The organism is Pseudomonas sp. GW821-FHT11D10, from assembly GCF_058808435.1.
The window spans coordinates 12913-32339 of record NZ_JBXARR010000007.1 but is presented as its reverse complement, the minus strand read 5'-3'; the positions used below and the strand labels follow the sequence as shown (position 1 = coordinate 32339).

Sequence of the window (19427 nt, the reverse complement as noted above, 5' to 3'; positions counted from 1 at the left end):
ACAAGATGCTTTTTCCCCGCGACAGCCGCCCCGAGGGCGGCGTCCCGCAAAACAACTACAAATCGCTGCTCTGCGCTGTCTCCAGCGCGGGCGCCTGGAAGCCGCCGCCCAGCGCCGCCATCAACGAAACCGAACTGTCGATGTGCTTGCTGTTGAGGAAGGCCAGGCGCATTTCGTCCTGGATCAATTGCTGCTCGATGTTCAGCGCATCGAGGAACGTGTCCTCCCCGGCCTTGTAGCGCGACTGCGACAGATCGTAAGAGGACTGGGCAATCGAACAGGCATCGCGCTGCACGACGATCTGCTGCTCGAAAGAACGCAGCTGAGTCACCGAAATCGCCACCTCGTGCAGGGCCGAATTCAGCACTCGGTTGTACTGCGCGATGGAGCTGTCGAGCTCGGCATTGCCGGCCTTCAGATCCGACCGCAGACGCCCGGCATCGAAGATCGGCAGCGACACCGTCGGCGCCACATTCCAGAACTTGCTGACCCCGGCGAACAACGCATCACCGGTCAGCGCATGGGAACCCGCCGCCGCTACCAGGTTGATGTTCGGGTAGAACGTTGTCTTCACCGCCTCGACGTTCTTGGTCTCGGCCTCCACACGCCAGCGTGCAGCGACAATGTCCGGACGACGGCCCAATAGTTGAGCCGGCAACTGCGCCGGCAAAGCCACCACACTCGCTTGCAGATTCGATGGCCGCTCAAGCGTGTGCGCACGATCGACGCCCTTGCCGATCAGCGCCGACAGTTGAAGACGAGCGATCTCAATGTCTTCGTTGGCGCCGATCAGCGTCGATTCCGAACGCGCCTTGAGGCTCTGCACTTGCTTGAGTTGCGACAGGTTGTCGAGGCCCGAGCCGTAACGTGAATCCGTCAGGTCCACCAGTTTGCTCAGGCGTTCGAGATCCCGTTGATTGAGCTCCGAGACCTGCCACGCATAAGCCAACTGGTTATAGGCCTTGACCACGTTGGTCGCCAGAATCAGCCGCGACGATTGCAGATCGACTTCCGCCGCTCTTGCGCTGTTGAGCGCCGATTCCCAGGCGGCACGCTGGCCGCCCCAGAGGTCGAAGGTGTAGCTGAAATTCACCGCCAGATTGCGTGCGGTGAAGTACTTGTGACCCTCGCCGCTGTAATCCTCGAAGCGCGACAGCCGACCGCGAGTGACACCCGCCGACGCGTCCATTTCCGGATAACGCTCGGCATCGCGCAGGTCGAGAAACGCATTGGCCTTGGCCACCCGGGCAGCGACTTCCTGCAAGTCCGGGTTGCTGGCATACGCCTCCTCGATCAGCGCGCCCAGACGTGGATCGCCCAGCGACGTCCACCAGTCCGCGCGCGGCCATTGGGCCGGAGGTAGCTTGTCTTTCAGGCTGTCGGACGGCGCATCGCCAACCGCCAGCAACTTGCCCTGATGATCGATCCCGGCGTAGTTCACACAACCCGCCGCCAACAGGATGGACGCCGCCAGCGGCGCCAGCATCAAACGTGTAATCGAATGCATGTCACGTCCTCACAGGATGGGTTGCGGCACACCGGCCGGTTCGGCTTCGGGTGCATGGGTCGGCTGCTTGATCGAACTGAGCAGCGTGTACACCGACGGCAGAATGAACAGGGTGAACAAGGTGCCGATCAGCATCCCCACCACAATCACCAGGCCCAGGCCGAAGCGGCTGTTGGCGCCGGCACCGCTGGCGAACAACAGCGGCGCGAGGCCGACCACCATCGCCGCAGTGGTCATCAGGATCGGCCGCAGACGCACCTGCGCGGCGTGCTGGATCGCTTGCACGCGGTCCATGCCTTGCTGGCGCTGCAACTCGTTGGCGAACGCGACCATCAGGATCCCGTGCTTACTGATCAGACCGATCAGCGTGATCAGGCCGATCTGGGTGTAGATGTTCATCGACGTCATGCCCAGCGCCAACGGCACCAGGGCCCCGCAGATCGACAGCGGCACGCTGATCAGAATGATGAACGGGTCGCGGAAGCTCTCGTACTGCACGCTCAGCACTAGATAGATGATCACCAGGGCCAGGCCGAAGGTGAACGCCAGGCTGTTGCCTTCCTGCACGTATTGGCGGGCGTCGGACTGCCAGTCGAAACTGAAGCCGGCCGGGAAGCCTTCCGATTGTTTTTGCAGGAAGCCCACCGCATCACCCAGGGTCACGCCCGGCGCCGGAATGGCCTGGAACGTGGCGGAGTTCTGCTGGTTGAACTGGGTCAGGCGATTCGGCTCGACCTTGACGCTGAGAGTGGCCAGTGTCGACAGCGGCACCGGATTGCCCTTCTGGTCCTTCACGTAATACAGCTTCAGGGTTTCCGGGGTCAGGCGATCCGCCGACACCGACTGCGGAATCACGTCGTAGGAACGGCCGTGGAACGAGAACCGGTTGACGTACTTCTCGCCGATCAGGCTGTTCAGCGTTTCGCCAATGTCCTGCATGCGGATGCCCAGGGCGTTGGCCTTGGCCCGGTCAACCTGGATTTCCACCACCGGGTTGTTGAAGTCCAGATCACTGTCGACCACCGCGAACAGACCACTGGCCTGCGCCGCCTGCTTGAGCTGATCCATCACGTTGTACAGCGCCAGGTATTCCTGATCGCTGCGGATCACCATCTGCACCGGCAGGCCACCGGTAGAGCCCGGCAACGGCGGCATCTGGAACACGAAAATGCTCGTGCCTTCGATCTGGTTCACCCGCGCCTGCAAGTCGGGCTGGATGGTGTTGGCATCGCGGCCGCGTTTTTCCCAGTCCACCAGGTTGATCCCGCCGACGCTGTTGGACAGGCCGTCGGAACCGTTCGCCACCCAGTTGCTGTAACCCTCGGGGATTTCGTTGAAGGTCTTGTACAGCTCGTGTGCATAGGCTTCGAGGTAATTCAGGTTCGCGTGCTGCGGCGCCTTGATTGCGGTCAGCAGGATGTTCTGGTCTTCCAGCGGCGCCAGTTCGGTCTGCGCCGAGCGATAGAGGAACGGCAGGCTGAAGAAGATCACCAGCGCCACGCTCAGGCTGATCCAGCGACGCGCCAGCGAACCGCCGAGCAGCGCGCCGTAACGACGGGACAGGTACTGGAAGAATCGATCCGCCTTCACCGCCATGAAACCTTCGCTGGTTTTCGCGTCCAGCAGGCGAGTACTCATGATCGGCGACAGGGTCAGGGCGACGATGCCGGAAATCACCACGGCACCGGCCAGGGTCAGTGCGAACTCCTTGAACAGCGTGCCAGTGAGGCCGCCCATCAGACCGATCGGCGCATACACCGCCGCCAGGGTGAAGGTCATCGCCACCACCGGCCCGGCCACTTCACGGGCACCGATCAGCGCCGCGTCGAACGGCGTCTTGCCCTCTTCGATGTGACGGTGAACGTTTTCCACCACGACGATGGCGTCGTCCACCACCAGCCCGATAGCGAGCACCATGGCGAGCAGGGTCAGCAGGTTGAGGCTGAAGCCGAACATCTGCATCAGCATCGCCGCGCCGAGCATCGACAGCGGAATGGTCACCAGCGGAATCAGCACGGTGCGGAAAGTGCCCAGGCACAAGTAAATCACCAGCACCACGATCACCAGCGCTTCGAGCAGGGTGTAGCTCACCTCGTCGATCGACGACTGAATGAAGTGCGCCACTTCGAACGGGATCTGCACGGTCACGCCCGGCGGCAGGGTTTCCTGGATCTGCGGCAGCAATTCGCGCACACGCTTGACGATGACCAGCGGGTTACCGGTCGGTGCGGCGTCCAGACCGAGGAACAGTGCCGGCACATCGCTCATCGCGCCGCTGGTGTCGGTGGAGGCTGCGTTCAGTTCTACAGTGCCGACGTCACGCACACGGATGATGTGGCCGTTGTCGTTGCGCAGCACCATATCGCGGAAGTCTTCGACACTGTTCAGGTCAGTGTTGACCCGCAGGTTGCTGACCACATACAGGCCTTTGACCTGACCCGGAGCTGCCTGGAAGTTGTTGCCCTCGATGGCCGCCGACACGTCCTGCCCGGTCATGCCGTAACCGGCCAGACGCTGCGGATCGAGCCACAGGCGCATGGACAGTTTCTGCTCGCCCATGATGTTGATCTTGGCCACGCCTTCGATGCCGGCGAACATTGGTTCGACGACTCGGGAGATGTAGTCGGACATCTCCGGAATGGTCAGGTTGGAGCTGGCGAACGCGACGTAGGCCACGCTGGTGAAGCCGCCGGAAGTGCGTTCCACCACCGGGTCGTACGCGTCCTTCGGCAAGCGGTATTTGATCTGGTTGACCTTGGCCATGACCTCGGTCAGCGCCGCGATGGAGTCACTGTTGAGCGCCATGCGGATCGTCACCTGGCTGCGGCCCTGGGTCGAGGTCGACGACAGATAGTCGATGCCTTCGACCGAGGCCACGGCCTGGCTGATCGGCTGCGTGACGAAGCCTTGCATCAGTTCCGAAGAGGCGCCGGGATACTGGGTCGTGACCGTGATGGTCGACGTTTCCAGCATCGGGTACTGGCGGATCGGCAGGTTCATCAGCGCGCGTACCCCGAACAGCAGGATCAGCGTGCTGACCACCACGGCCAGCACCGGGCGGCGAAGAAAGAGGTCGGTGAAATTCATTTTTCCAGCCCACTGAGTTTAAGAGCAATCGTGTCCGGGACACCTTCCACCGCCACGCCGTCGTGGAGCTTGAGCTGGCCGGACGTCACCACCTGCACGCCTTCGGTCAGGCCCTTGTCGACCACCGCCCAGCCATCGCGGCGCTCGCCGACCTTGATGCTTTCGCGCTTGACCTTCTGCACGCCGGCTTCGTCGGTGTAGACCGAGAACACGCTTTCGCCGTAGGCGTTGTAGGTGATCGCGGTTTCCGGAATCAGCAGCTCGGCGGTCTGCGGCAGGGTCACCGAGACCCGTGCATACATGCCGGGACGCAGGCGTTTTTGCGTGTCGGTGATGACCGCTTGAACGTTGATGGTGTGGGACTGGTTGATCTGCGGATCGACCGCCACGATCTTGCCGGCGAAGGTCACATCACCCCAGGCATCGACCTTGGCCTGCACGGTCTGGCCCAGTTGCACTTGCGAGCCATCGCGCTCGGCGAGGGTGAAGTTGACGCGCAGCAGGCCCGGATCCGTCAGGGTCGCCACCGCGCTGCCGGCTTGCAGGTACTGGCCCAGATGCGCCTGGCGAATGCCCAGGGTGCCGGCGAATGGCGCACGAATGTGCCGTTGGGCGATCTGCGCCTGCATGCGTTCCATGTCGCCTTTGGCCGCGTCGTATTGAGCGCGGGCACTGTCGAAGGCGCGACGGCTTTCGGCGCCGGTCTTGGCCAGTTCCTGAACCCGGGCGAACTGCGCCTTGGCCGATTCGTACTCGCCTTTCAGGCGCACCAGTTCGCCTTGCTCCGGCGCATCGTTGAGCTTGAGCAGCACCTGCCCCGCCTTCACTTCATCGCCGGACTCGAAATCGATGTCCACCACTCTGCCGCTGACTTCAGCCGACACCAGCACCTGACGCTGCGCTTCAAGCTTGCCGATCGCTTCGAGGTAGTAGGTGTACGGTTGTTTCTTGACCACGGCCAGACCGACCCGGGTGCTGGGGATCCGTTGCTCGGCCGCCGCCGGTGGCGGCGACCAGAAACGCCAGCCCAGTGCAGCGGATAACACCACCACAAGAACAATAAAGATCAGCGACTTGATAATGTTTCGAGCAAGCATGTGGCACTCCCTTGACTCTTTGCTGCGAGCACAAAAGTTTGAGTTTTAAGAAAATAAAGGTGCAACTTAAGGCGGGCGCGTTATCGATCCCTGTGAACTTTCACTTGTAAACGCGCCCGCTTTATTTATCCGCTGTTACGCCGCGGCCAGTACGTTGGTTTTATCCAGGTAGTACTTGCCGATACCGTGCAAGTTCAAAGGCGACAGGGTGAAGTGCTTCGACCCGGTGTGGATATCGCGGAAGCAACGCTCCAAGAAGTGCGACTTGTAGACGGCTTTGGAACCGGCCATCGAGTAGATCTGGTTGACCGCGTTGACCGAGTTCTCGGTCAGCACCGAGGCTGCCAGGCCGACGCGGGCGCTGACCGGTTCGCCGATGGTTTCACCGCGGTTGATCACCTGGTGGATCGCATCTTCCAGCAGCAGTTGTGCGGTGTGCACCGAGGAAATGGCGCGACCGGTCTTCTCGAAGATCACCCCTTCCAGACCCGGATCGGTGTTCACGGCGCGGTCATTACGGAAATGATCGACCGCAGCCCGGGCCACGCCCAGCACGGTGGACATCGCCGCCAGGGTGCCGAACTCGTAGTAACCGGTGGCGTAGGCCCGGGAGCTGCGCGCTTCGGGGGATTGTTTGAGGGTTTCGACGTCCAGCGAGAAGGACTTGTGGACGATCACGCTGGAGCACTGGAAGTGATGGCTGCCGGTGCCGCGCATGCCCAGGGTGTCCCAGGTCGGCAGGATGGTGCACTGGCTGGCGGGGACGAAGAACATCCGCACTTCCGGGGTGGTGTTGTTTTCGGTGCCTTTGACGGTGGCGGTGCAGACCAGCCAGTCGGCGTGGGCCGAGCCACTGGCGAACGCCCATTTGCCGCTCAGCAGGTACTCGTCGCCCATCGGCAGAGCTTCGCCGCCGGAGTGGATGGCGCCGATCACGAAACCGTCGCAGTGGTTGTAGATCGCTTCGGAAGTGGCTTCCGGCAGGTAATCCGACAGGCGCCCCATCGCCACTTGCACCGCCAGCTGCCACGACAGCGAGGCGTCAAACCGGGCGAATTCCAGCAGCAGGGCCGAGGTGGTCTGGATATCGACCTGGGACCCGCCGAACGCCTTGGACACCGAGGTGCGGCCAAAACCGTCCTTGAAGAATCGGGACATCACATCCTTGTGCGTCGCATTGGTCTGCTCGCTGTAATCGCGGTGCTGAATAATCAGCGGATTCAGTGCACGCACCTTCTCGAGCCATTCATTGGATTCGGAGGGAAGGCTGTTCCATTGCATTAGATTTTTCATAACGGCTCCTAGCTATTATTTATTTACGATCAGCAGACGAAAAAACAGACAGAACTTTTTATTGTTGTTAAACCCCGATAAAAATGTACGTCTACAGTCGTACATTTGACAAGCACTATTATCAGGCTTCTTTCATTTCCCAATAAAAGAGCAATCACTGTCCGACAATTACGCAAGGCGCAAGAGGCCAACGTAACTTACACACAAGTTACGTTGCTTAAATCTTTTGATTACTTCACGCCGGCGCGCCGGTCACTGACTTTCGACAGTGACGCCCAATCCTGGTCAGCCTGACCATGGGCCATGCCGTCCAGCAGGTTGTCCTTCAACACGCTGGCAAACGGCAGCGGCACTTGGGCAGCCTCCCCGGCTTCCAGCGCCAGGCGAACATCCTTGAGGCCCAGCGACAATTTGAAACCAGCCGGCTCGAATTTTTCATCGACCATCAGCTTGCCGTAGCCCTGATAGACCGGCACGGCAAACAGGGTCGAGGTAATCATCTCGATGAACGCCTCGCGACTGATGCCGTAACCGCCGGCCAGGGTCGAGGCTTCGGCCATGGATTCGATTGCCGAAGCGATCATCAGATTGGCCGACAGTTTGGCGGCGCAGGCCACTTCAGCCGTGTCGCCGAACGTCCAGGTCTTGCGCCCCAGCACATCGAACAGCGACTGCACCCGGGCCAGTGCTTCGGCGGGCCCGGAGGCGAGAATGTTCAGATTGCCGGCAGCCGCCACATCGACCCGCCCCAGCACCGGTGCCGACACGTAACCGACGCCGCGTGCTTCATGCACGGTCGCCAGTTCCTTGGCCAGCGCCACGGACACCGTGGACATGTTGACGTGAACGCTGCCGGCCCGCAGACCGTCCAGCGCCTTGGCGTCGAAGAACACCGAGCGGATTGCCGTGTCATCGCCGAGCATCGAAATCAGCACCTCGGCCTGCGCCGCCAGTGCCGGTGTCTCGACAGCTTCGGCGCCGGCCGCAGCCAGTGCTTCCAGCGGTGCCGATGAACGATTCCACACGCGGACCCGATGCCCGGCTTTCAGCAGGTTCAGCACCATCGGTGCGCCCATCGTGCCCAGACCGATAAATCCCAGTTCCATATCGCGTTCCTCTCTCGATGAGGTCTTCAAATCCGTTTGTGCAATGACCCATTGTTTGCGATTGTACGTGTACAGGCGTACATTTCAAGTGCCGCGATGATTCATTCTTCGCGGCAAGGGTTTCAAACACACCTTTACCCAAGGCAAGGAGGCTTTATGCAATTCGGGATCTACACCGTTGGCGACGTCACACAAGACCCTACCAACGCCCGTACCCCCAGCGAATCCGAGCGCATCCAGGCCACCCTGCAAATTGCGCAGAAAGCCGAAGACATCGGACTGGACGTGTTCGCCACCGGCGAGCACCACAATCCCCCGTTCATCACCTCCTCTCCCACCACGCTGCTGGCCTACATCGCAGCCAAGACCCAACGCATCATTCTCTCGACGTCCACCACTCTGATCAGCACCAACGATCCGGTGCGTCTGGCCGAAGAATATTCGCTGCTGCAAAACCTCTGCGGCGGCCGTATGGACCTGATGCTCGGCCGGGGCAACACCGCACCGGTCTATCCCTGGTTCGGCAAGAGCATCGCCGACGGTCTGCCACTGGCGATGGAAAACTATCGCCTGCTGCACCGGCTCTGGCGCGAAGAAGACCTCAACTGGAGCGGACGCTTTCGCACCCCGCTGAAAAACTTCACCTCGATCCCGAGGCCCCTCGATGACCTGCCGCCCTTCGTCTGGCACGGCTCGATCCGCACACCGGAAATCGCCGAACAGGCGGCGTATTACGGCGACGGTTTTTTCGCCAGCCACATCCTCTGGCCCCGTGAGCACTTCATGGCACTGGTCGAGTTCTACCGCGCACGGTTTGCCCATTACGGTCATGGCACGCCGGAGCAGGCGATCGTCGGTCTCGGCGGGCATATTTTCATGCGTCGCAACTCTCAGGATGCGCGCCGTGAATTCCGTCCCTACTTCGACAACGCCCCGGTGTACGGCCATGGCCCGTCGCTGGAAGAGTTCATGGAAATGACCCCGTTGGCCGTCGGCAGCCCTCAGGAAATCATCGACAAGACCCTGACCTTCCGCGAGTACTTCGGCGACTACCAGCGCCAGCTGTTCCTGTTCGACCATGGCGGCATTCCGCTGAAAACCGTGCTGGAACAACTCGACATGTTCGGCAAGGAAGTGTTGCCGGTGCTGCGTGAAGAAACCCGCAAACGCCGCTCGCCGCTGGCGGCCGAAGCGCCGACGCATGCCAATCGCCTGGCCCGTTTGCAAACCCTGTCGGCCGAACCACGCTCGACGGTCAAAACTGCACAACTCGACAGCGTGACCGGACACTGAACCTGCGGGAGCGAGCAGGCTCGCTCCCACATTTAGTCAGGCAGCGCCTTTCAGTGGGCGCTGTGCATCCATCGCCACCACCACGTCATCGTGGATCAAGCGCGCCAGATACTGACCGTAACCGGTCTTGCTCATGCTGCCCGCGTGCACCAGCAATTGCGCGTCGTCGATCCAGCCCTTGTTGTAGGCGATCTCTTCGAGGCAGGCGATTTTCAGGCCCTGGCGTTTCTCGATGGCCTGCACGAAATTGCCCGCTTCCATCAATGCATCGTGGGTGCCGGTATCCAGCCACGCCATGCCGCGGCCCATCACCGACACGTTCAATTTTCCGCGTTGCAGATAGACGTTGTTGACGTCGGTAATCTCCAGCTCGCCGCGCGGCGACGGCTTGATGTCGGTGGCAATCTGCAGTACTTCGTTGTCGTAGAAATACAGGCCGGTGACGGCGTAGTTCGACTTCGGATCGCTCGGCTTTTCGCAGATGCTCAGGGCCTTGCCGGCAGCATCGAATTCCACCACGCCAAAGCGCTCCGGATCGGCCACGTAGTAACCGAACACTGTCGCGCCTTCATCACGAGCTGCCGCTTGCAGCAGGGTTTCACCGAAGCCGGCGCCGTAAAAAATGTTGTCGCCGAGCACCAGGCAGACGTTGTCTTCACCGACGAATTCGCGACCGATGATGAACGCTTGAGCGAGACCGTCCGGGCTCGGTTGTACCGCGTAGCTCAGGCTCAGGCCCAACTGGCTGCCGTCGCCGAGCATGCGCTGGAAGCCCGGCAGATCTTCCGGCGTGGAGATGATCAGGATCTCGCGGATTTCCGCCAGCATCAGCACCGACAGCGGGTAGTAGATCATCGGTTTGTCATACACCGGCAGCGACTGTTTCGAGACGCCCAGGGTGATCGGGTGCAGACGCGAACCGGCGCCGCCCGCCAGCAGAATTCCTTTGTACTTGGCCATGCTTTTTTCCTTTCAAGCAGTGAGATTTGAATGACTGAATGTTCAGGCCACGAGGGCTTCGTCGCGTTGCTCGCCGAGGCGCTCCAGCGCGTAGGCGCCGGACATCACCCGCACCCACCAGGCGCGGTTGTCCAGATACCAGTCGACGGTTTTCTGCATGCCGCTTTCGAAGGTTTCCTGCGGAGTCCAGCCCAGCGTCGCGTGGATTTTTCCGGCATCGACCGCGTAGCGTTTATCGTGGCCCGGACGATCCTTGACGAAGGTGATCAGGTCGCGGAAGTGCGTAACACCCGCCGGCTTTTCCGCACCGCGCGCCTCAAGCAAATCGCACAGGGTGTGCACCACTTCCAGGTTGGTCTTCTCGTTGTGGCCGCCGATGTTGTAGGTCTGCCCGACCTCACCGCGCGTGACCACCGCATACAGGGCGCGGGCGTGATCCTCGACGAACAGCCAGTCGCGGATCTGCGCGCCATCGCCGTACACCGGCAACGGCTTGCCTTGCAGCGCATTGAGAATGACGTGGGGAATCAGTTTTTCCGGGAAGTGGTACGGCCCGTAATTGTTCGAGCAATTGCTCATCACCACCGGCAGGCCGAAGGTGCGATGCCAGACACGGACCAGATGGTCGGAACCGGCCTTGGTCGCCGAGTACGGCGAGCTTGGCGCATACGGCGTGCGCTCGGTGAACGCTGGATCTTCGGGTTTCAGGTCGCCGTACACTTCATCGGTGGAAATGTGGTGAAAACGGAACGCCGCCTGACGCGCCGCGTCCAGTCGGTTCCAGTAACCGCGCGCCGCTTCGAGCATCGTGTAGGTGCCGACGATGTTGGTTTCGATGAAGGCTTGCGGGCCATCGATCGAGCGGTCCACGTGGGATTCAGCGGCCAGGTGCATCACCGCATCCGGTTGCAGTCGCGCGAACAGTTCGTCCAGCGCCGGCTTGTCGCAGATGTCGACCTGGCAGAAACGGTAACGCGGCGAATCGGACACATCGGCCAGCGACTCCAGGTTGCCGGCGTAGGTCAGTTTGTCGACGTTGATCACTTCACATTCGGTCTCTTCGATCAGAAACCGCACCACGGCCGAGCCAATGAAGCCCGCGCCCCCTGTCACTAAAATTTTCATCAGCGCCTCCCCTGGCAAAATGATGATTGAACGTCCTTCGATGCTGTGTGCGGGTCAGTTCAACAACGCCACCCAGTATGGCGACAGCCCTTGTTCGAGAATCAACAGTGTCTGGATGCAGACGAAGCTTTCGTCGGTGGTCGCCGAGGTTGCGTTGAGCGGGCCGAATCCACCGTCCTGCTTCTGATGGGCAGCGATCCAGTCTTTCGATTCCTGCAAATATGTCGGCTGGGCGTCGAGCAGAAACATCGCCGCGATGGCCATGTAAGTGCCCACCAGGCTGACCGCTTTGCCCGGCCGGTAATGGAACGAGCCGTTGGCCAGTTGCAGCTTTTGCAGCCAGGCGACGGTTTGCTCGGCATCGACGATGCGGCGGTTGAGAATGAACAGCGTCGACACCACGCGGTACACCGAAAACGCGTCCGGTGGATAACCCGGCTTGTTGGCGAAACCGCCATCGGCCGAGCGGCAGCGCAAGGCGAACGCCATCACGCCCTGCTCGTCCGGCGCCTTGGCTTCAAGCGCATGCAGCGACAGCACCGCCAGGTTGGTGTGCCAGATATCCGAGCCGAAACCCGGCACATCACCGAACCCGCCATCGGGGTTCTGACACGCTTGCAGGTAACGCACGCAACCGCCGATATCGTTCGGCAACGCGCCCAGCACCCGCAGCGACAGCACCGCGCAGTAGGTCGCGAACACATCGCTCAGATGCCCCGGCTGCTCGGCGAATCCGCCGTCGGTGTTTTGCGAGGCCCTGATGCAATCGATCAGGCTGGCCTTGTTTTCGATTTGCAGACCCAGCGCGTGCAAGTCCGAAATCACGTGCAGCCCGGAGAACACCTGCCAGGTCTTGTCGGCACGGAACCCCAGCGGCGCGGTTTCGGCGGTCAGCCCGTAAGGGGTTTCATTCGACGCCCGGGCCTTGGCCAGCCACGCGAGATAACGCTGCAGATCGACATTGATGGTCGGCACGCCATTCGAGTGAATGCGCTGCACATCGCCACCGCCATCGATCACTTGCAGCTCACGGTTTACCAACGCCGCATCGTCATGATGAGCAACGGCAGCGGCCGGCTCGATGGACTGCAAGGCGTGGGCGGCGGCAAGCTGGGTTTTCAGACTTTTCAGGTGCAGCGGCAGGTAAGTCAGGTTGCCAATGCTGAAGATCCCCGGCTGACGCGGCGGCGCCCAGAACTGCCGAATGAACGGCACGGTCGGGTCATCCGGCGTCGACCAGAAATAGCCCTTGCCCATGAACAGACCGCCATTGCGGGCGTCGTGAAACTCCAGCAACGCCGCCGTCACCGAAGCCCGGTCGGCTTCGCTCGCGCCGGACGGCAAGGCCTGAATCGCCTGCAACAGCAACGCCACGTCGTAGGCGGTCTTGATCGGAAATGGCGACTCGTGATTCTTGTACGAGGTGTGCCAGTCGCAACGCACTTTGCCGTTGATCCCGACCCGATCCCAATACCCGCCGTACGCCGGATCGCGGAACAGCGCCAGGGTTTGCAGCAGGAACGAACGGGCCAGATTCGACAACGCATTGTCGTCGCGCGCATCAGCCAGTTGCGCCAGCACCAGACTGACCTGAGCACGCACGCCGCAACGGGTCAGCGCCACATCGACACAGGATTGGCTGTCGCTGCCGGCCACCCGGCCGATCAGGTTTTCTGCATGAATCTGTAAGTGCCCGACCAGGCCGAGACCCAACGGCTGATTGTCGATACGCGCCAGCAAGGCCGTGGCGCTGATGTCGAGATCGATCGAGGTCGCCAGCTCCAGCGGAGTCGACCAGTCGCTGCTGTAGAGACCGGCGACCGTGGAGCGGGCATAGAGCGCTTCAACCTTTTCCAGCAGGCCGTGGATCGCGGCATTGTTCGCTGCGTTCTGCGGCACCCGGCGCTGGTAGGCAATCAATGCCGCCAGCGCGTCCAGTTGCAGCGCCAGCGTGCGGCAACGTCCGGAGCCGTGCGGCGTCCAGTAGCGGTCGGCAAGCTCGTGGAAACCGCCATTCGAAGCATCATGCAAACGCATCAGCCCGTCATGGGCAAAACGCAGTTCGACATCGTCGCCGTGCTCGGCCTGGTAGAGCGTCGCCGCGACCTGATCCTGCAACTGCTTGTCGCTGGAAATCGCAACCTCGCCACTGGCATCGGTCACGGCGAAAAAACCGCCGTGGTCGATATCCTTGAGGCCTTGATCAAATAGAAACTGCGGATGCAGTGACATGGTGAATCCCTCTTCCTTGAGGTTAAGCGGCTTTGCTTTCGGTCAGCGACACAACGCTGCCCTGGCACAACTCGATGATGCGCGTCGCGGCGCGGGCGGCACCTTCGCCATCCGGCGCGGCCACTTGCTGATGCGGTGCGTAGTAGGCCGAAGCGTCGGTGTCTTTTTCCAGTTCGCCCTGGATCAGCTCGACGATCGCATCGCGGTCGTGGCCCAGATGCGTCGGGAAACCCAGCAGCTCCAGACGGCGCAGCGCCTCGAGTTCGTGGTACTCGGACTTGGACGGCAGCACGAACAGCGTTGGAATCTGCAGTGCGGCGATTTCCGTCACGGTGATCCAGCCCGGCGCCGAAATCAGCAGGCTGGCTTCGCGCAGCAAGCCCATCCAGTCCGGGTAGTACGGCACGCAGACGACGCCGTCCTGAGCCTGGATATCCTGGCGACCAAGCAACACCAGTTTCAGCTCCGGATTGCGCTCGCGCAGGATCTTGAAGCTGTCGAGGTAGGCGGCGAGCAGCGCGTCCTTGTTCTGGGCAAACATCGTGGTGCCGCTGATCGAAGCCACAATGAACGGCGAGTCGCCGAGGTTCAGTTGCTCGCGCACGTTCAAGCCGGTCTGCACATTGATGTCGCGGATCATCGGGCCGACGAAATGCGCCTTGCCACTGACCAGCGCTTCGGCCACCGGCGTGCCCTGATCGAGGGAAGCCACATACGGTTTGTCGGTCAGCACCAGTTGGCTCTGATTGATCATCCAGTTGAACTGGCTGTGCAGCGCGGTGCGGGCCCGGGCCATTTCCAGCGCGTTGACCTCGAAACCGCCGTCGGCCAGATCATGGTCTTCGAGCTGGCACAGGGTGAAGTCGTAGCGCTCGGTGACGAACACCAGCGGCGTGCCGCTGAAAATCGCGGCAAGGCAGGCGGCCATGTTGTAGTCCGACACCAGAGCGGTCGGCTTGTATTCGGCGATCAGGGCCAGGTAAGACAGAATTCGCTCGCCGGACAGGAAGGTATTGGCGATATAACCGCCAATGTAATTATTCCAGTCGAGTTCTTTCGACAAGTTGCTCTTTTTCGAGTAATCGACCAAACGGCCGGCAATATCCACAACTTCTACGCCAGACTTTTCGAACATCGGCGTGAAGGTCGGCTGCAAGGAAGCCAGTGCCACGGTCAATGGCATGTCCGGACGCTGTTTCTTGATCGCCTGAGCGATGGACAGCGCGCGCATGTTGTGACCGGAACCGGTTGGATTGGGGGCAAATAAAATCATTCTTGAATCTCCATTAGTTGAACAACGCCATGAACCACAGTGTTTTCCAATACATCCCTTATAACCACCGAATACGGTTTGATAACGGCACCGTCACCAATATTCAGTGGACCTACCAAGATGGCGCCCTCGCCAATAACGCAACGACTTCCAATGCGCACCGGTGCCTCCTCCCAAGGCAGTGAGCGGAAAGAATGATCATGGGTGGAGGCCACGATCGTGACCCCCTCGGACAACTCGCTGAAGGCACCGACGGATACGCCGCCGGCCGCCTCGATCACCACACCGGCCGCCAGTCGCACGCCGGTGCCCAATTCGATGCCGCCCAGTTGCGACATGCCGCCCTGACGGTTGCTGCGCCCGATCAGAATGCAGTCCCGGGCGATTTCCACCGACGCCCCGCCGCGCAATTCGGCATCGATCAAAGCGTCGTCGCTGATGTCCCAGGTCAGGGTGTCGGGGTTCAGCGACTTGAGTCGCGCGACCGACTGCGTGGACCGATCGAGCATCGACGGCAAGCCCTGGCGCGCCCGCTCCCGGACTTTGGCCAGCACCGGTTCCGGGCTCGGCCGGCCGTCCTCGACCACGGTGCGCCGGGCAATGACCCGCGCCGGGCGGCCGACGACGATTGCGTCCGGCGGCACATCGGCGGTCACCAACGCGCCAGCCGCCACCACGGCCCCGGCACCGATGGAGACACCGGCAGCCACGGTGGCCTTGGCGCCCAGCCAGACGTTTTCGGCAATCCGAACCGGCGACTGAGCCGTCCCCAGGCACTGGGCACCGGTGGCGAACATGCTGGATTTGCCGATGGACGCATACTGCAAATCGCACCTGAAGCCGATGAAGCAGTCATCGCTGATCTGCACATGTGTCAGGCGACTGCCGGCTCGCAACCAGACGTGCCGGCCAAGTTCACTCGCACTATCAACAGTCGTCGAAACTTCAATTACGTTTATGTCGTCCACAATAAAGCCTCATTCCATTGATGCCGGGCACATAAAAATTCGATAGGCGTGCGCATCCCGCAGATATAAATCCGCCAGTGCACAAATAATAATTAACTGTTTATTTAAGGCTTTTACTCAAAGCACGCGAGACATTGCGTCCGCGCCACTTATTAACTGCCCGGTTCATTCAACTGTCATTATTCATTAACGACAGATAGAAGTTCACACTTGAGACGAAGACCAAGTCAGTTATCGAGATGAGAAAAAGCCGATTCAAGTCTGTCCGTGACTCAGGTGGAGCTCCCTTCCGAGGAATAGTCCTTTAGTACGAATGTTATAGTACAGACGATTTTGTTTTGCAATAGGTGTCAGAATGGTTATCTCGTTTTAGTCTAAAAATTGATTGAACTTTTATGGTGCATGCTTGTATTAAAACCGTCATGTATGCACAGCGATGGTGCAAATCCAGTTTTTACGCAGATCTGCGCCAGCGCTTACAGGCATCTGGAGGTCGACCCCAGACATTCCGACAGCACCCGCGAAAGCTACGGTGACGGCTCTAACTCCCTCTGGCCTGGAGCCGTCATGCCCGCACCTATCACCGTTTTGCGCGACACCCATCCCCTGCCCGTACTCGACGCCTGCAAATGGGAAAAGCTCGAGGGCGACCCGCACACCGTCAACCTCAACGCCTACACCAGCGAAGACGGCAGCAAGATCATGGGCACCTGGATCTGCACACCGGGCAAGTGGCGAGTGGATTACGTGAAGTGGGAGTACTGCCATTTCCAGGAAGGCTACTGCGTGATTACCCCGGACGGCATGGAGCCGATCCACCTGCGCGCCGGCGACATCTTCGTGGTCGAGCCAGGCATGAAAGGCACCTGGGAAGTGGTCGAGACCGTGCGCAAATATTTCGTGTTCGCCTGATACAAAAAAGCCGGGAAACCACCCGACGTGATTTCCCGGCAACACCTACTGCATCTGAATTGCAGACCTGTGACGAGTACAGGCCTGACGACGATTACTGCGGCTTGCGATAGCTGTTGATGATCGCCGAGAAGTCCTTGCCCCCTTCCCCGCGCTGACTCATCGCCTGATACAACTGCTGCGCCACCGCGCCCAGCACCACCGGCTGATGGGCCTGACGCGCCGCTTCGGTAGCCAGCCCCAGATCCTTGAGCATCAGCTCGGCGCCGAAGCCGCCGGTGTAACCACGCGAGGCCGGTGCCGTTTCGACGATGCCCGGCCACGGGTTGTACATTTCCGAACTCCAGCAACGCCCGGTCGAGCTGTTGATGATCCCGGCGAGCACCGTGGTGTCGATGCCCAGCGCATCGCCCAGCGCCATCGCCTCGCTGACGCCGACCATCGAAATGGCAAGCAACAGGTTGTTGCAGATCTTGGCGATCTGCCCGGTGCCGACCTCACCGCAATGCACGATGTTGCGGCCCATCTGCGCCAGCACCGGTTGCAGGGTGGCGAACAGTTCCGGGGTGGCGCCAACCATGAAGGTCAGCGTCCCGGCCGTGGCGCCACCAGTACCACCGGACACCGGTGCATCGGCCATGGCCACGCCTTGTTTGGCAGCCGCCGCAGCTACATCGCGCGCAGTCTGCGGGTCGATGGTGCTGCAATCCACCGCTGGCACGCCTTTGCCGATCCCGGCGAGAACACCGTCTTCACCGAGCCAGACGCTGCGTACATGCACCGCCGCCGGCAACATGGTGATCACCAGTTCTGCATCTTCAGCAGCTTCGCGAGCCGAGGCGCGAATGGTGCCGCCCAGTTGCTCGAGTTCCGCCAGCACGGTTTTGTTCAGGTCCACCAGGTTGAGCGAATGCCCAGCCTTGATCAGGTTGCGCGCCATCGGCGCGCCCATGTTGCCCAGCCCGATAAATGCGATTTTCATGGCCATTCCTCAGCGCAGGTTGATGGTGGTGTTCACGCCGTCGTTGACGCTGTCGTCATCGAACCAGCGCGCCGTGACCGTTTTGGTCTGGGTGTAGAACTGCACCACTTGCTTGCCGTACGGGCCGAGGTCGCCGAGTTTCGAACCGCGCGAACCAGTGAAGCTGAAGAATGGCACCGGCACCGGAATCGGGATGTTGATGCCGACCTGGCCGACGTCGATTTCAGTCTGGAATTTACGCGCCGCCGCACCGCTCTGGGTGAACAGGCCCGTGCCGTTGCCGAACGGGTTGGCGTTGACCAGCGCGATGGCCTGATCGAGGGTGTCGACTTCCAGCACCACCAGCACCGGGCCGAAGATTTCCTGGGTGTAGATCTGCATGTCGGTGGTTACCCCGGAGAACAGGGTCGGGCCGACGAAGTTGCCTTTCTCGTAGCCCGGCACGCTGATGTCGCGACCGTCCAGCTCGAGTTTGGCGCCTTCCTTGATGCCGCTTTCGATCAGATCGAGAATCCGCGCCTTGGCCTTTTTCGAAATCACCGGACCGACATCGGTGCCCGGCTCGTTGCCGGCGTTGACCTTGAGTTTCTGCGCCAGCGCTTTCAGATCCGGCAGCCACTGCTTGGCCGCGCCCACCAGCACCACCACCGAGGTAGCCATGCAACGCTGACCGGCCGCACCGAAACCGGCACCGACCAAGGCATTGAGCGCTTGCTCGCGATTGGCATCCGGCAGCACCACCGCGTGGTTCTTCGCGCCCATCATCGATTGCACGCGTTTGCCGTGTTTACCGGCCAGGTCATAAACGTGGGTGCCGACGGCGGTCGAACCGACGAACGAAACGGCCTTGATGTCCTTGTGGGTGCACAGGCCATCGACCACGTCCTTGCCACCATGGACGACGTTCAGAACTCCGGCCGGAATGCCTGCTTCAATCGCCAATTCCACCAGCAGCATGGTCGACAGCGGATCCTGCTCGGATGGCTTGAGGACGAAGGTGTTGCCACAGGCGATGGCCATCGGGAACATCCACAGCGGGATCATCGCCGGGAAGTTGAACGGGGTGATGCCGGCGCAGACGCCGATCGGCTGGCGCAGGGTGTAGGTATCGACGCCGCCAGCGACGTTCTCGGCGAACTCGCCCATCTGCAGGCTGCCGATGGAGCAGGCGTGCTCGACCACTTCCAGGCCACGGAAAATGTCGCCCTCGGCGTCAGCGATGGTCTTGCCCTGCTCGGCGCTCAGCACCACGGCGATGCGTTTGGAATGCTCGCGGATCAGCGCTTGCAGCTTGAGCATGATGCGCATGCGCGCGCCGATCGGGGTCAGCTTCCAGGTCTGGAAGGCGCGCTGGGCGGCGCTGACGGCGGCGTCGACTTCAGCGGCGGTGGCGAACGGAACCTTGGCCAGAACCTGCTGGGTCGCCGGGTTGACGATGTCGTGCCACTCGGTGGTCTGCGACTCGACCCACTCGCCGTCGATCAGCAGCTTGACCTTCTGGATCGTGGTTTCGTTGGGCGTAAGCGATGCGTTCATGCTGGTCTCCAGAACTTGTTATTATCTTAGGAGCCAAGGCGAAAGGTTCGCCTTGA

14 protein-coding genes are annotated in these 19427 nt (G+C 61.1%); 2 read left to right on the top strand and 12 right to left on the bottom strand.

The genetic code is table 11. The features are described 5' to 3' along the window. Positions 1-55: 55 nt before the first annotated feature. The 5 genes from AC1RT4_RS20365 to AC1RT4_RS20345 form a co-directional block, all read right to left on the bottom strand. Positions 56-1507: an efflux transporter outer membrane subunit gene (locus AC1RT4_RS20365; protein WP_480400950.1), complete on the bottom strand. Its 1452-nt coding sequence runs from the start codon at positions 1505-1507 to the stop codon at positions 56-58. A 9-nt stretch (positions 1508-1516) separates the two neighbouring features. Beyond that, positions 1517-4594, bottom strand: a complete 3078-nt coding sequence (locus AC1RT4_RS20360; RefSeq protein WP_127796852.1) for a MexW/MexI family multidrug efflux RND transporter permease subunit — start codon at positions 4592-4594, stop codon at positions 1517-1519. After that, positions 4591-5691, bottom strand: a complete 1101-nt coding sequence (locus tag AC1RT4_RS20355) for an efflux RND transporter periplasmic adaptor subunit (RefSeq protein WP_493087418.1) — start codon at positions 5689-5691, stop codon at positions 4591-4593. Before AC1RT4_RS20355 ends, AC1RT4_RS20360 begins: the two co-directional genes overlap by 4 nt. A 135-nt stretch (positions 5692-5826) precedes the next feature. Next, positions 5827-6984, bottom strand: a complete 1158-nt coding sequence (locus tag AC1RT4_RS20350; RefSeq protein WP_115076459.1) for an acyl-CoA dehydrogenase family protein — start codon at positions 6982-6984, stop codon at positions 5827-5829. A gap of 230 nt (positions 6985-7214) precedes the next feature. After that, positions 7215-8165 (bottom strand): NAD(P)-dependent oxidoreductase, encoded by a 951-nt coding sequence (locus tag AC1RT4_RS20345; RefSeq protein WP_493087757.1) that lies wholly within the window; start codon positions 8163-8165, stop codon positions 7215-7217. A gap of 81 nt (positions 8166-8246) precedes the next feature. Here AC1RT4_RS20345 and AC1RT4_RS20340 point away from each other — a divergent pair, with 81 nt between their 5' ends. Beyond that, entirely contained in the window at positions 8247-9383 is a 1137-nt protein-coding gene (locus AC1RT4_RS20340; protein WP_493087416.1) for an LLM class flavin-dependent oxidoreductase, read from the top strand. Positions 9384-9419: 36 nt separating this feature from the next. On the opposite strand, the gene rfbA is transcribed toward AC1RT4_RS20340, so the two are convergent. The 5 genes from rfbA to AC1RT4_RS20315 are packed head-to-tail and all read right to left on the bottom strand — an operon-like array spanning position 9420 to position 15800. Continuing rightward, a complete protein-coding gene (rfbA, locus tag AC1RT4_RS20335; RefSeq protein WP_493087414.1) occupies positions 9420-10343 on the bottom strand; it encodes a glucose-1-phosphate thymidylyltransferase RfbA in 924 nt (307 codons plus the stop codon). 42 nt (positions 10344-10385) lie between these two features. Next, complete coding sequence (gene rfbB, locus AC1RT4_RS20330; RefSeq protein ID WP_493087412.1) at positions 10386-11468, bottom strand: dTDP-glucose 4,6-dehydratase; 1083 nt, start codon at positions 11466-11468, stop codon at positions 10386-10388. A 54-nt stretch (positions 11469-11522) separates the two neighbouring features. Next, a complete protein-coding gene (locus AC1RT4_RS20325; RefSeq protein ID WP_493087410.1) occupies positions 11523-13700 on the bottom strand; it encodes a prenyltransferase/squalene oxidase repeat-containing protein in 2178 nt (725 codons plus the stop codon). A gap of 22 nt (positions 13701-13722) precedes the next feature. Then, positions 13723-14973: a glycosyltransferase family 28 protein gene (locus AC1RT4_RS20320; protein WP_039772933.1), complete on the bottom strand. Its 1251-nt coding sequence runs from the start codon at positions 14971-14973 to the stop codon at positions 13723-13725. Beyond that, on the bottom strand, positions 14970-15800 hold the full coding sequence (locus AC1RT4_RS20315) for an acyltransferase (protein ID WP_493087408.1): 831 nt from the start codon (positions 15798-15800) through the stop codon (positions 14970-14972). Before AC1RT4_RS20315 ends, AC1RT4_RS20320 begins: the two co-directional genes overlap by 4 nt. Positions 15801-16508: 708 nt before the next feature. On the opposite strand from AC1RT4_RS20315, the gene AC1RT4_RS20310 reads away from it, so the two are divergent. Further along, a complete protein-coding gene (locus AC1RT4_RS20310) occupies positions 16509-16853 on the top strand; it encodes a cupin domain-containing protein (protein ID WP_007953863.1) in 345 nt (114 codons plus the stop codon). A gap of 94 nt (positions 16854-16947) precedes the next feature. Here the strand turns inward: AC1RT4_RS20310 and mmsB are convergent, their stop codons facing one another. Both mmsB and AC1RT4_RS20300 read right to left on the bottom strand, forming a co-directional pair. Continuing rightward, entirely contained in the window at positions 16948-17835 is an 888-nt protein-coding gene (mmsB, locus tag AC1RT4_RS20305; RefSeq protein ID WP_039772935.1) for a 3-hydroxyisobutyrate dehydrogenase, read from the bottom strand. 9 nt (positions 17836-17844) lie between these two features. Continuing rightward, positions 17845-19371 carry a CoA-acylating methylmalonate-semialdehyde dehydrogenase gene (locus tag AC1RT4_RS20300; protein WP_011332335.1) on the bottom strand — a complete coding sequence of 509 codons (1527 nt, stop codon included), beginning with the start codon at positions 19369-19371 and terminating at the stop codon, positions 17845-17847. Positions 19372-19427: the final 56 nt, after the last annotated feature.

What these genes read in the sequence shown, in the direction of transcription:
- AC1RT4_RS20310 (WP_007953863.1), top strand. Translation starts at nt 16,509, where the DNA reads ATGCCCGCACCTATCACCGTTTTGCGCGACACCCATCCCCTGCCCGTA.
- mmsB (WP_039772935.1), bottom strand. Translation starts at nt 17,835, where the DNA reads ATGAAAATCGCATTTATCGGGCTGGGCAACATGGGCGCGCCGATGGCG.
- AC1RT4_RS20365 (WP_480400950.1), bottom strand. Translation starts at nt 1,507, where the DNA reads ATGCATTCGATTACACGTTTGATGCTGGCGCCGCTGGCGGCGTCCATC.
- AC1RT4_RS20325 (WP_493087410.1), bottom strand. Translation starts at nt 13,700, where the DNA reads ATGTCACTGCATCCGCAGTTTCTATTTGATCAAGGCCTCAAGGATATC.
- AC1RT4_RS20355 (WP_493087418.1), bottom strand. Translation starts at nt 5,691, where the DNA reads ATGCTTGCTCGAAACATTATCAAGTCGCTGATCTTTATTGTTCTTGTG.
- AC1RT4_RS20340 (WP_493087416.1), top strand. Translation starts at nt 8,247, where the DNA reads ATGCAATTCGGGATCTACACCGTTGGCGACGTCACACAAGACCCTACC.
- AC1RT4_RS20320 (WP_039772933.1), bottom strand. Translation starts at nt 14,973, where the DNA reads ATGATTTTATTTGCCCCCAATCCAACCGGTTCCGGTCACAACATGCGC.
- rfbB (WP_493087412.1), bottom strand. Translation starts at nt 11,468, where the DNA reads ATGAAAATTTTAGTGACAGGGGGCGCGGGCTTCATTGGCTCGGCCGTG.
- AC1RT4_RS20300 (WP_011332335.1), bottom strand. Translation starts at nt 19,371, where the DNA reads ATGAACGCATCGCTTACGCCCAACGAAACCACGATCCAGAAGGTCAAG.
- AC1RT4_RS20360 (WP_127796852.1), bottom strand. Translation starts at nt 4,594, where the DNA reads ATGAATTTCACCGACCTCTTTCTTCGCCGCCCGGTGCTGGCCGTGGTG.
- rfbA (WP_493087414.1), bottom strand. Translation starts at nt 10,343, where the DNA reads ATGGCCAAGTACAAAGGAATTCTGCTGGCGGGCGGCGCCGGTTCGCGT.
- AC1RT4_RS20350 (WP_115076459.1), bottom strand. Translation starts at nt 6,984, where the DNA reads ATGAAAAATCTAATGCAATGGAACAGCCTTCCCTCCGAATCCAATGAA.